General features: G+C 68.2%; 11 protein-coding genes. 10 read left to right on the top strand and 1 reads right to left on the bottom strand.

Going from position 1 to position 12,648, the window contains the following annotated elements; translation table 11 throughout:
- The first annotated feature begins 138 nt into the window (after positions 1-138).
- Genes hutH through hutG form a run of 7 tightly spaced genes read left to right on the top strand, consistent with a single transcriptional unit; the run spans position 139 to position 8,195 of the window.
- Positions 139-1,662: a histidine ammonia-lyase gene (hutH, locus tag HWX25_RS12750; RefSeq protein ID WP_059701623.1), complete on the top strand. Its 1,524-nt coding sequence runs from the start codon at positions 139-141 to the stop codon at positions 1,660-1,662.
- Positions 1,663-1,666: 4 nt separating this feature from the next.
- A complete protein-coding gene (gene hutC, locus HWX25_RS12745) occupies positions 1,667-2,362 on the top strand; it encodes a histidine utilization repressor (RefSeq protein WP_059599060.1) in 696 nt (231 codons plus the stop codon).
- 40 nt (positions 2,363-2,402) lie between these two features.
- Positions 2,403-4,091, top strand: a complete 1,689-nt coding sequence (hutU, locus tag HWX25_RS12740) for a urocanate hydratase (RefSeq protein WP_175908693.1) — start codon at positions 2,403-2,405, stop codon at positions 4,089-4,091.
- 2 nt (positions 4,092-4,093) lie between these two features.
- Entirely contained in the window at positions 4,094-4,711 is a 618-nt protein-coding gene (locus tag HWX25_RS12735) for a HutD family protein (RefSeq protein ID WP_059817888.1), read from the top strand.
- Between the two features lie 4 nt (positions 4,712-4,715).
- A complete protein-coding gene (gene hutI / locus HWX25_RS12730) occupies positions 4,716-5,966 on the top strand; it encodes an imidazolonepropionase (protein WP_175908692.1) in 1,251 nt (416 codons plus the stop codon).
- On the top strand, positions 5,963-7,339 hold the full coding sequence (locus HWX25_RS12725) for a formimidoylglutamate deiminase (protein WP_175908691.1): 1,377 nt from the start codon (positions 5,963-5,965) through the stop codon (positions 7,337-7,339). Before hutI ends, HWX25_RS12725 begins: the two co-directional genes overlap by 4 nt.
- Before the next feature lie 58 nt (positions 7,340-7,397).
- On the top strand, positions 7,398-8,195 hold the full coding sequence (gene hutG, locus HWX25_RS12720) for an N-formylglutamate deformylase (RefSeq protein ID WP_175908690.1): 798 nt from the start codon (positions 7,398-7,400) through the stop codon (positions 8,193-8,195).
- 44 nt (positions 8,196-8,239) lie between these two features.
- On the opposite strand, the gene HWX25_RS12715 is transcribed toward hutG, so the two are convergent.
- A complete protein-coding gene (locus tag HWX25_RS12715; RefSeq protein ID WP_175908689.1) occupies positions 8,240-8,464 on the bottom strand; it encodes a hypothetical protein in 225 nt (74 codons plus the stop codon).
- Positions 8,465-8,921: 457 nt separating this feature from the next.
- On the opposite strand from HWX25_RS12715, the gene HWX25_RS12710 reads away from it, so the two are divergent.
- The 3 genes from HWX25_RS12710 to HWX25_RS12700 are packed head-to-tail and all read left to right on the top strand — an operon-like array spanning position 8,922 to position 12,501.
- Positions 8,922-9,728: a gamma-glutamyl-gamma-aminobutyrate hydrolase family protein gene (locus HWX25_RS12710; protein ID WP_175908688.1), complete on the top strand. Its 807-nt coding sequence runs from the start codon at positions 8,922-8,924 to the stop codon at positions 9,726-9,728.
- Between the two features lie 12 nt (positions 9,729-9,740).
- Positions 9,741-11,078 (top strand): glutamine synthetase family protein, encoded by a 1,338-nt coding sequence (locus HWX25_RS12705; protein ID WP_059689197.1) that lies wholly within the window; start codon positions 9,741-9,743, stop codon positions 11,076-11,078.
- A gap of 28 nt (positions 11,079-11,106) precedes the next feature.
- Positions 11,107-12,501 carry an aspartate aminotransferase family protein gene (locus HWX25_RS12700; protein ID WP_175908687.1) on the top strand — a complete coding sequence of 465 codons (1,395 nt, stop codon included), beginning with the start codon at positions 11,107-11,109 and terminating at the stop codon, positions 12,499-12,501.
- The last annotated feature ends 147 nt before the right edge of the window (positions 12,502-12,648 follow it).

Below are 12,648 nucleotides of genomic sequence, written 5' to 3'. Positions count from 1 at the left end.
CTGTCGGGCAACGGCGGCGGGCCGCGCCGGACATCAGGGAAACTCCCGAGTCGAAATCGTGAAAAACGGGGTTGTCTAGACAAGTTGCGATGGCTACACTGCAATCCATCACGAACTTGTCTAGACAGGATTGCTCACATGATTACGTTGACCCCCGGCCACCTGACCCTTCCGCAACTGCGCAAGATCGCTCGCGAATCCGTGCAGCTCAAGCTTGACCCGGCGAGCTTCGCGAAGATCGACGCAGGCGCGAAAGCCGTCGCCGACATCGCGGCAAAGGGCGAGCCGGCATACGGCATCAACACGGGCTTCGGCCGCCTGGCCAGCACGCACATCCCGCACGACCAGCTCGAGCTGCTGCAGAAGAACCTGGTGCTGTCGCATGCGGTCGGCGTCGGCGAGCCGATGGCGCGCTCGTCGGTGCGCCTGCTGATGGCGCTGAAGCTGTCGAGCCTCGGCCGCGGCCACTCGGGCATCCGCCGCGAGGTGATGGACGCGCTGATCACGCTGTTCAACGCCGACGTGCTGCCGCTGATCCCGGTGAAGGGCTCGGTCGGCGCATCGGGCGACCTCGCGCCGCTCGCGCACATGTCGGCCGTGCTGCTGGGCGTCGGCGAAGTGTTCATCCGCGGCGAGCGCGCCAGCGCGCTCGACGGTCTGCGCGTCGCGGGCCTCGCGCCGCTGACGTTGCAGGCGAAGGAAGGCCTCGCGCTGCTGAACGGCACGCAGGCCTCGACGGCGCTGGCGCTCGACAACATGTTCGCGATCGAAGACCTGTACCGCACCGCGCTCGTCGCGGGTGCGCTGTCGGTCGATGCGGCCGCCGGCTCGGTGAAGCCGTTCGACGCCCGCATCCACGAACTGCGCGGCCATCAAGGCCAGATCGACGCGGCCGCGTCGTACCGCGACCTGCTCGAAGGCTCGCCGATCAACCAGTCGCACCGCGACTGCGACAAGGTGCAGGATCCGTACAGCCTGCGCTGCCAGCCGCAGGTGATGGGCGCGTGCCTGGACCAGATGCGCCACGCGGCCGACGTGCTGCTGGTCGAAGCGAACGCCGTGTCGGACAACCCGCTGATCTTCCCGGATACCGGCGAAGTGCTGTCGGGCGGCAACTTCCACGCCGAACCCGTCGCATTCGCGGCCGACAACCTCGCGCTCGCCGCATCGGAAATCGGCGCGCTGGCCGAGCGCCGCATCGCACTGCTGATCGACGCGACGCTGTCGGGCCTGCCCCCGTTCCTCGTGAAGGACGGCGGCGTGAACTCGGGCTTCATGATCGCCCACGTGACGGCAGCCGCCCTGGCATCGGAAAACAAGACGCTCGCGCACCCGGCGTCGGTCGACTCGCTGCCGACCTCGGCGAACCAGGAAGACCACGTGTCGATGGCGACGTTCGCCGCGCGCAAGCTCGCCGACATTGCGGACAACACGAAGCACATCCTCGCGATCGAACTGCTGGCCGCCGCCCAGGGCGTCGACCTGCGCGCGCCGCACCACACGAGCCCGAAGCTCGCGCCGGTGATGGAAACGATCCGCAGCAAGGTCGCGCACTACGAACTCGACCACTACTTCGCACCGGACATCGCCGTGATCGCGAAGCTCGTCGGCGAGCGTGCGTTCGCGAAGATCGCGCCGTTCTCGTTCGCATCGGAACAGTAAGCCCATGAGCGCGCCGGTCTACCAGGAGATCAAGGATTTCATCCTGGGCCGCATTCACGCCGGCGAGTGGGCGGAGGGCGATCAGGTGCCCTCCGAGAACGAACTGGCCCGTGAGTTCAAGGTCGCGCGCATGACCGTCAACCGCGCGTTGCGCGAGTTGACGGCCGAGCAGGTGCTGACGCGCATGAAGGGCGCCGGCACCTACGTCGCGCGGCCGAAGTACGAGTCGACGCTCGTCGCGATTCGCAGCATCTCGGAGGAAGTCGACGCGCGCGGGCATGCGTACCGCGCCAGCGTGCTCGGCCTCGAGACGATCCGCGCCGACGAGGCGCTCGCCGACGAGATGCAGATGACCGTGCGCGCGAAGCTGTTTTATTCGCAGGTGTTGCACTTCGAGAATGACGAACCCGTCCAGCTCGAAGAACGGTGGGTGAATCCGGCGGTCGCGCCGGATTATGCCGAGCAGGATTTCACGAACACGACGCCGAACCTGTATCTGATGCGCGCGGCACCGCTGCAGCGCGTCGAGTACCGGATCGAAGCGGCGGCCCCGGCGCCCGAGCGACGCGAGCAGCTGCGGATGGACGACGTCGAGCCGTGTCTGGTTTTACATCGGCGCACCTGGTCGCAGGGCGTCGTCGCCTCGGTGGCGAATCTGTGGCACCCCGGCAGCCGTTATCGCTTCACCGGGCATTTCTGATTCCTATTTGAATATTCACTTTCCCTCGGGAGCAGCCGTCATGAACCATCCGAAACACATCGATCCCCGTCTCGATCCGACGCGCACGATCCGCGCGCCGCGCGGCAGCGAGAAGGTCTGCAAGACCTGGCTGGCCGAAGCGGCCTACCGGATGATCCAGAACAACCTGGATCCGGAAGTCGCCGAGCATCCGCACGCGCTCGTCGTGTACGGCGGCATCGGCCGCGCGGCGCGCAACTGGGAATGCTACGACCAGATCCTCGCGTCGCTGAAGGAGCTCGGCGAAGACGAGACGCTGCTCGTGCAATCGGGCAAGCCGGTCGGCGTGTTCCGCACGCACAAGGATGCGCCGCGCGTGCTGCTCGCGAACTCGAACCTGGTGCCGCACTGGGCGACCTGGGAGCACTTCAACGAGCTCGATCGCAAGGGCCTGATGATGTACGGCCAGATGACGGCCGGCAGCTGGATCTACATCGGCAGCCAGGGCATCGTGCAGGGCACCTATGAAACGTTCTTCTCGGTCGCGAACCAGCACTTCAACGGCGACCCGTCGGGCCGCTGGATCCTGACGGGCGGTCTCGGCGGCATGGGCGGTGCGCAGCCGCTGGCGGCGACGATGGCCGGCTTCTCGATGATCGCGGTCGAGTGCGACGAGACGCGCATCGACTTCCGCCTGAAGACGCGCTACGTCGACAAGAAGGCGACGACGCTCGACGAGGCGCTCGGCATGATCGAGGAAGCGAAGCGCACCGGCAAGCCGGTGTCGATCGGCCTGCTCGGCAACGCGGCCGACGTGTTCACGGAGTGCGTCGAGCGCGGCATCACGCCGGACTGCGTGACCGACCAGACGAGCGCGCACGACCCGATCAACGGCTACCTGCCGCAAGGCTGGAGCGTCGCGCAATGGCGCGAGACGCAGAAGGTCGATCCGGAAGGCATCGTGCATCCGGCGAAGCAGTCGATGGCCGTACAGGTGCGCGCGATGCTGACGCTGCAGGAGCGCGGCGCGGCCACGCTCGACTACGGCAACAACATCCGCCAGATGGCGCTGGAAATGGGCGTCGAGAACGCGTTCGACTTCCCGGGCTTCGTGCCGGCCTATATCCGCCCGCTGTTCTGCGAAGGCAAGGGCCCGTTCCGCTGGGTCGCGCTGTCGGGCGATCCGGAAGACATCTACAAGACCGACCAGAAGGTGAAGGAGCTGATCCCCGACGATCCGCACCTGCACAACTGGCTCGACATGGCACGTGAGCGCATCGCGTTCCAGGGCCTGCCGGCACGGATCTGCTGGGTCGGCGTGAAGGATCGCTATCGCCTCGGCCAGGCGTTCAACGAGATGGTGAAGAACGGCGAACTGAAGGCCCCGATCGTGATCGGCCGCGACCACCTCGACACCGGTTCGGTCGCGAGCCCGAACCGCGAGACGGAATCGATGAAGGACGGCTCGGACGCCGTGAGCGACTGGCCGCTGCTGAACGCACTGCTGAACACCGCGGGCGGCGCATCGTGGGTGTCGCTGCATCACGGCGGCGGCGTCGGGATGGGCTTCTCGCAGCACTCGGGCGTCGTGATCGTCGCCGACGGTACCGCCGAAGCGCACGAGCGTCTCGGCCGCGTGCTGCTGAACGATCCGGCGACGGGCGTGATGCGCCATGCGGATGCCGGCTACGAACTCGCGCAGCAGACGGCCCGCGAAGCCGGCCTGAAGCTGCCGATGCTCGGCCGCTGAGCATGACGGCGCTCGATCAGGCGCCGGTGCACGCAACGATGATCCGCGCGGCGGATCTCGTTGCGACGCCGTGGAAGAACGGCGGCGGCGTGACGCGCGAAATCGGCGCGTTTCCGCCGGGCGCCGCGCTCGACGCGTTCGCCTGGCGCGTGAGCGTCGCGGACGTCGGCGCGGCCGGGCCGTTCTCGCGTTTCGACGGCATCGACCGCACGCTCGTGTTGCTGTCCGGTGCGGGCATGACGCTCGCGGAAGCGGGCGGCGCGCGCCACGTGCTCGACGCGCCGCTCGCCCGCGCGGATTTCGCCGGCGAAACGGCGATCGACGCGACGCTGCACGACGGCGCCACGCGCGACTTCAACCTGATGACGCGCCGTTCGGCCGCGCGCGGGACGGTCGATGTGTGGCCCGAAGGCACGCACCGCGTCGAGCGCGCCGATACCGTGCTGCTGTTCTGCGCGACCGGCGCCGTCGGCATCGACATCGACATCGACGGCGCGCACTATGCACTGCAGGAAATGGACACGCTGCGGCTCGACGGGCCGCGGCGTGCGTTTGACGTCGTCGTGAGCGGAGGCGGCGCGCTGCTCGCCGTGTCGCTCGCCGTCGGCGAACGAGACTGAACGCATGAAACCGATTGTCTGGCATCACCTGAGGCTGTGTCCGCACGGCCATCCCGACGAAACGATCGACGATGCGGCGATCGCCGTCGACGAAACCGGCACGATCGTGTGGCTCGGCGCGTTTTCCGCGCTGCCGCACGGTTATGCGCACTGGCGGCGGGAAGACCTGCACGGCGCGTGGGTGACGCCGGGCCTCGTCGACTGCCATACGCACCTCGTGTACGGCGGCACGCGCGCCGACGAGTTCGCGCAGCGCCTCGCCGGCGTCAGCTACGAGGAGATCGCGCGGCAGGGTGGCGGGATCGTGTCGACGGTGCGCGCGACGCGCGCGGCCGACGAGACGACGCTGTTCGTGCAGGCGGCCGCACGCCTACAGCCGCTGCTCGCCGAAGGCGTGACCGCGATCGAGATCAAGTCGGGCTACGGGCTCGACCTCGCGAGCGAGCGCAAGATGCTGCGCGTCGCGCGCCAGCTCGGCGAGCGCTTTCCGGTCACGGTGTACACCACGTTCCTCGGCGCGCACGCGCTGCCGCCGGAATACGCGGGCCGCGCGGATGACTACATCGACGAAGTGTGCGGACGGATGCTGCCGGCGCTCGCCGACGAAGGCCTCGTCGACGCGGTCGACGTATTTTGCGAGCGCATCGGCTTCTCGCTCGCGCAGACCGAGCGCGTGTTCGAGGCCGCGACGCGGCGCGGCCTGCCGGTGAAGCTGCACGCGGAGCAGTTGTCGAACGCGGGCGGCACCGCGCTTGCCGCGCGGTATCGCGCGCTGTCCGCCGACCACCTCGAATTTCTCGACGAAGCCGGCATCGAGGCAATGAAGGCGGCCGGCACGGTCGCCGTGCTGTTACCCGGCGCGTATTACTTCATTCGCGAAACGCAATTGCCGCCGATCGAGCTGCTGCGCAAGCACGGCGTGCCGATCGCGCTCGCGACCGATCACAACCCCGGCACGTCGCCGCTCGAATCGCTGCTGCTGACGATGAACATGGGCTGCACGCTGTTCCGCATGACGGTGCCCGAGGTGCTGCAGGGCGTGACGCGCCATGCGGCCGCGGCGCTCGGCCGCGCGGATCGTCACGGCGCGCTCGAGATCGGTCGCCAGGCCGATTTCGCGGCCTGGTCGGTCGGCTCGCTGTCGGAGCTTGCTTACTGGATCGGCCGGCCGCTGTGCGAGCAGGTCGTGCGCGGCGGTACGACGGTGTTTCGCCGGATCAACGGCCAGCCTTGCAACAGACGAGACTCACGATGACCGAAATGACGCTGTTCGCGGACCATGCCCGGCTGCCCGATGGCTGGCGCCGCAACGTGCTGCTGCGCTGGGACGCGGCCGGCACGCTGACCGACGTGACGCCCGATGCCGACGCGCCGGCCGGCGTCGCGCGCGCGGCGGGACCCGTGCTGCCCGGCATGCCGAACCTGCATTCGCACGCGTTCCAGCGTGCGATGGCGGGGCTCACCGAATACCGCGCGAATCCCGCCGACAGCTTCTGGAGCTGGCGCGACCTGATGTACCGTTTCGCGCTGAAGATCACGCCCGACGCGCTCGCGGCGATCGCGCGCTGGCTGTACGTCGAGATGCTGAAGTGCGGCTACACGTCGGTGTGCGAATTCCACTACGTGCATCACGCGCAGGACGGCTCGCGCTATCCGCAGATCGCGGAACTCGGCACGCGCGTGATCGACGCGGCCCGCTCGGCCGGCATCGGCATCACGATGCTGCCCGTGTCGTACCAGTTCGCCGGCTTCGGCAACAAGCCGCCGCGCGACGACCAGCGCCGCTTCATCAACACGCCGGACGGGCTGCTCGAACTGCTAGACGCGATGCGCCGCGTCGCGCCCGAGCATGGCGGACTGCGCTACGGCGTCGCGCCGCACTCGCTGCGCGCGGTGTCCGAGAGCGGATTGCGCGCGCTGCTCGACGGCCTGCCCGACGACGCGCCCGTGCATATCCATATCGCCGAACAGACGGCTGAAGTCGACGATTGCGTGCGTGCTTACGGCACGCGTCCCGTGCAGTGGCTGCTCGATCGCTTCGACGTCGATGCGCGCTGGTGCCTCGTGCACGCGACGCACGTCGATGCGGCCGAAACGGCCGCGCTCGCGAAGCGTCGCGCGGTGGCCGGCCTGTGCCTGACCACCGAGGCGAACCTCGGCGACGGCGTGTTCCCGGCCGTCGACTATCTCGCGCAGGGCGGCGTGATCGGCGTCGGCTCGGACAGCCATGCGTCGGTCGACTGGCGCTCGGAGCTGCGTCTGCTCGAATACGGGCAGCGGCTCGTGCATCGCGCGCGCAACGTGCTCGCGAGCGACACGCAGGCGCATGTCGCCGACCGGCTGTTCGACGCGTCGCTCGCGGGCGGCGCGCAGGCCAGCGGGCGGCGCATCGGCGCACTGCGTGAAGGCTGCCGCGCCGACTGGCTCGTGCTCGATCCCGATCATCCGGCGATCGCCGAACACGACAGCACGGCGTGGCTGTCGGGCGCGGTGTTCGCCGAGCATGGCGACACGCCGGTGCTCGACGTCTACACCGGCGGCGAACGCGTCGTGAGCGGGCGCCGCCATCGCGACGAAGCCGTCGCGTATGCCGACTACCGCGCCGCGCTGGCGCAACTGCTGCGCTGAACGCGCGGCACCCGGCGCGCCGCGTGCGCGCGCCGGCAGACTCTTACGGTGATGCGACATGACTGAACAACCGGCTGTTTTCACGCTGAAGCAGGGCACGCTGCCGCTGCTGATCTCGATTCCGCACGCTGGCACCCACATTCCCGACGACATCGCCGCGACGATGACGCCCGATGCGCGCTTCGTCGACGATTGCGACTGGCACCTCGAGCGGCTGTACGGGTTCGCGGCGACGCTCGGCGCGTCGATCCTCGTGCCGTCGCACGCGCGTTACGTCGTCGACCTGAACCGTCCGCCCGACAACGAGAACCTGTACCCGGGGCAGGACACGACCGGGCTCGTGCCGGTCGACACGTTCGACAAGGCGCCGCTGTATCGGGCGAACGCGCTGCCCGGCAACGACGAGATCATGCGCCGTCGCGACCGCTACTGGCGCCCGTATCACGACGCGCTGCAAGGCGAGATCGCGCGCCTGAAGCGCGAGCACGGCCGCGTGCTCGTGTGGGAAGCGCATTCGATCCGCTCGCACGTGCCGCGCTTCTTCGAAGGCCGCCTGCCGGACTTCAACTTCGGTACGTCGGGCGGCGCGAGCGCCGCGCCCGGCCTCGCCGAGGCGCTGGCGGCATGCGTGAGCGCGCACGGCGGCTATACGGCCGTCGCGAACGGGCGTTTCAAGGGCGGTTACATCACGCGTCATTACGGCGTGCCCGCCACCGGCGTCGAAGCCGTGCAGCTCGAACTGTCGCAGATCACCTACATGGAAGAGACGCGTCCGTACGCGTACGACGAAGCGCGTGCCGCGCGGATCGTGCCGCTGCTGCAGACGCTTGTCGAAACAGCCCTCGCGCATCGCTGAGCCGCCGGCGCGCGTGGCGTGCGGCGGCGCGGTGTCGCCTCGCGTCACGGCCTGTCAGCGGGCACTGCACGCGCCGACGCAGCGCACAAAACGGCATCGACCGGTCGGGTCGATGCCGTTTTTTTTCGTCTGATCGATGTCGGGATCGATACCTGAAAATTTGACGCAATTTTTAGGTGATATAAGCTGAATGTCAGGAAGTCGTCACGCGCGCCGGCCGCGACGGCGTCGATCAGCGCCGCATCGCGCCGGAATTCGTTGCGAAACACCTTGCCGACGTGTCGCCGCGCGGCATTGCCGCCTCCGCTTCATCGCGACACGTGTCCTGTCTTCACCAGTCAGTCGAGTACGATCGTGAAAGCCGCCAGCCCTTCGATATGCCGGACCCGAAGTCCGTCGGCGGGCGCGTCGCCTCAGGCCGGGCCGATCCGGCATGCTGATCGCGGCACGCGCGCCGCCCTCATACGCGAGCCTCGTCTCTTCGCTGTGTCCCATCGCGGCCTGCGCCGCTTCAACCTCGTGACCGCGCACGTGTTCAGCGCGGTGCAGTGCGACGGCAGCGCTTCATTGTTGCCCTAGCGTCCGTTTCCGCTTTCGCATCGGGTCGCACCGTCCGTTGCCGCGCCGTTCGCCCGGCAGGATCGCGCATGGGCGCGTGCGGCGCGACCGCGCGTGGCCATCGCCCCGCGCGGATGCCCGCGTCGCACGTTCATCCTGGAGGCGATCATGCGACCGCGCCCGCTCGTAGCCGTCACCGCCGACCGCGTGATGCGCGGCGCCCATCCGAACCACACGGCCGGCGAGAAGTATCTCGTCGCGCTGGTCGACGGTGCCGGCGCGCTCGCCTTCGTGCTGCCCGCGCTCGGCACACGCCAGCCGGTCGACGCGATCGTCGCGTCCATCGACGGGCTGCTGCTGACCGGCAGCTATTCGAACGTCGAGCCGCATCACTACGGCGGCCCGGCGAGCATGCCCGACACGCTGCACGATCCCGCGCGCGATGCGACCGCGCTGCCGCTGATCCGCGCGGCGATCGACGCGGGCGTGCCCGTGCTCGCGATCTGCCGCGGCATGCAGGAGCTGAACGTCGCGTATGGCGGCACGCTGCATCAGCGGCTGCATGCGAGCGCGGGCTTCCACGATCATCGCGAGCGCGACGGCGATCCGCTCGAGCGGCAGTACGGCCCCGCGCACTGCGTGCAGCTCGCGCCGGGCGGCGTGCTGCAACGGGTCGCGCGCGGCGCGCATGACGCGATGGTCAATTCACTGCACGACCAGGGCATCGCGCGGCTTGGTGCGGGGCTCGCGGTCGAAGCGAGCGCGCCCGACGGGCTGATCGAGGCCGTCAGCGTGCGCGGCGCGCGCGCGTTCGCGCTCGGCGTGCAGTGGCATCCGGAATGGCGCTTCGCGGAACAGCCGCTGTCGCGCGACATCTTCGCGGCATTCGGCGCGGCGTGCCGCGCACGCATGACACACCGTATTCATGCGGCCGGCGGCACCATGCCGTCGCCGGCCGCATCCGACATCGACTGAACGAGGCCGATCATGCAACCCGAACTGAGCGAATTCCTGCGTCAGCACCGCATCACCGAAGTCGAGGCGATCATTCCCGACATGGCCGGCATCGCGCGCGGCAAGATCATTCCGCGCAACAAGTTCGAGTCCGGCGAATCGATGCGCCTGCCGCAGGCGGTGATGGTGCAGACCGTCACCGGCGACTATCCGGAAGACGGCTCGCTGACCGGCGTGACCGATCCCGACATGGTGTGCGTGCCCGATCCGTCGACGATCTGCCTGATTCCGTGGGCCGTCGATCCGACCGCGCAGGTGATTCACGATTGCGTGCATTTCGACGGCTCGCCGGTCGAGATTTCGCCGCGCTACGTGCTGCGCCGCGTGCTCGACCTGTACAAGGCGAAGGGGTGGAAGCCGGTCGTCGCGCCCGAACTCGAGTTCTATCTGGTCGACATGAACGCCGACCCGGACCTGCCGTTGCGTCCGCCGGTCGGCCGCACGGGCCGCGCGGAGACGGGGCGTCAGTCGTATTCGATCGAGGCCGTCAACGAGTTCGATCCGCTGTTCGAGGACATCTACGAATACTGCGAAATGCAGGGCCTCGACATCGAGACGCTGATTCACGAGGTCGGCGCCGCGCAGATGGAGATCAACTTCGTGCACGGCGACGCGCTGTCGCTCGCCGACCAGGTGTTCCTGTTCAAGCGCACGGTGCGCGAGGCCGCGCTGCGTCACAACATGTACGCGACGTTCATGGCCAAGCCGATGGAAAACGAGCCGGGCTCCGCGATGCATATCCACCAGAGCCTCGCCGATGCGCGCACCGGCCACAACCTGTTCGCCGACGAGGGCGGCGTCGTCTCGCCGATGTTCCACAGCTATCTCGCGGGGCTGCAGAAATACACGCCCGCATTGATGCCGATCTTCGCGCCGTACATCAACTCGTATCGCCGGCTGTCGCGCTTCATGGCCGCGCCGATCAACGTGCAGTGGGGCTACGACAACCGCACCGTCGGCTTTCGCATCCCGCAGTCCACGCCGGTCGCGCGGCGCATCGAGAACCGGATTCCGGGCGTCGACTGCAATCCGTACCTCGCATTCGCGGCGACGCTCGCGGCCGGATATCTCGGTCTGACGCAGCAGCTCGCGCCGACCGAACCGATCGCGTCCGACGGCTACGACCTGCCGTACCAGTTGCCGCGCAATCTCGAGGAGGGCATCTCGCTGATGGCCGCGTGTGCGCCGCTCGCCGACATTCTCGGCAACAAGTTTGTGAAGGCGTATCTGGCGCTGAAGGAAACCGAATACGAAGCGTTTTTCCGCGTGATCAGCTCGTGGGAACGCCGCCATCTCCTGCTGCACGTGTGAGCGTGCGGCACCGACCTGCGGAGGCAACATGACAGAACGAAGCGAAGCCGTCGCCGCGCGCTCGACCGCCGAATACCGCGCGCTCGACGCCGCGCACCACATCCACCCGTTCTCCGACATGGGCGCGCTCAACCGCGCGGGCAGCCGCGTGATCGTGAAGGCCGACGGCGTCTACTTGTGGGACTCGGACGGCAACAAGGTCATCGACGGCATGGCCGGCCTCTGGTGCGTGAACGTCGGCTACGGCCGCAAGGAACTCGCCGACGCCGCGTATCGCCAGCTCCAGGAATTGCCGTTCTACAACACGTTCTTCAAGACGACGCACCCGCCGGTGATCGAACTGTCGGCGATGCTCGCCGAAGTCACGCCTGCGGGCTTCAACCACTTCTTCTATTGCAACAGCGGCTCGGAAGGCAACGACACGGTGCTACGTCTCGTGCATCAGTACTGGCGTGTGCAGGGCAAGCCGCAGAAGAAGGTCGTGATCTCGCGCAAGAACGGCTACCACGGCTCGACGATCGCGGGCGGCACGCTCGGCGGGATGGGCTACATGCACGAGCAGATGCCGTCGAAGGTCGAGAACATCGTGCACATCGACCAGCCGTATTTCTTCGGCGAAGCGCAGGCCGGCGAGACGCCCGAAGCCTTCGGCCTCGCACGCGCGCAGCAGCTCGAGGCGAAGATCCTCGAACTCGGCGCGGAGAACGTCGCCGCGTTCATCGGCGAGCCGTTCCAGGGGGCGGGCGGCGTGATCTTCCCGCCGTCGACCTACTGGCCGGAAATCCAGCGGATCTGCCGCAAGTACGACATCCTGCTCGTCGCCGACGAAGTGATCGGCGGCTTCGGCCGCACCGGCGAATGGTTCGCGCATCAGCACTTCGGCTTCGAGCCGGACCTGATCACGATGGCGAAGGGCCTGACGTCGGGCTACGTGCCGATGGGCGCGGTGGGCATCCACGAACGCATCGCGCGGCCGATCATCGACAACGGCGAATTCAATCACGGCCTCACGTACTCGGGCCATCCGGTCGCGGCGGCGGTGGCGGTCGCGAACCTGAAGCTGCTGCGCGACGAGGGGATCGTCGAGCGCGTGAAGCGCGACATCGGGCCGTATTTCCAGCGTCGGTTGCGGGAAGCGCTCGGCGATCATCCGATCGTCGGCGAGATCGCCGGGGCGGGACTGGTCGCGGGTGTCCAGCTCGCGGGCGATCGCGCGCGGCGCGAGCGGTTCGACGCCAGCGTCGATATCGGCACCATCTGCCGCGACTTCTGCGTCAACGGGAATCTGATCATGCGCGCGACCGGCGACCGGATGCTGCTGTCGCCGCCGCTGGTGATCAGGGAGGCGGAGGTCGACGAGATCGTCGACAAGGCGAAGCGCGCGTTCGATGCGACGGCGGAGCGGGTGGGGCGGGCAGGGTAGTCAGTCGTCGCGGCGCTGCGATTGCATGTGGTCGGAGCGTCGTTGCCCGTCGAACGGGTTCGCGAGCGCAAGGAAGCGTGCAGGGGAGACGGGCCGCAGCAGAAAGGCGGCCGCAAAACGAAAAGGGCCTGCGTCGTGAGACGCAGG

This window comes from Burkholderia sp. BCC1640 (genome assembly GCF_902833125.1).
Lineage (GTDB): Bacteria > Pseudomonadota > Gammaproteobacteria > Burkholderiales > Burkholderiaceae > Burkholderia > Burkholderia diffusa.
Note: the sequence above shows the minus strand (reverse complement) of the source record. Positions and strands in the feature narration are given on the sequence as shown.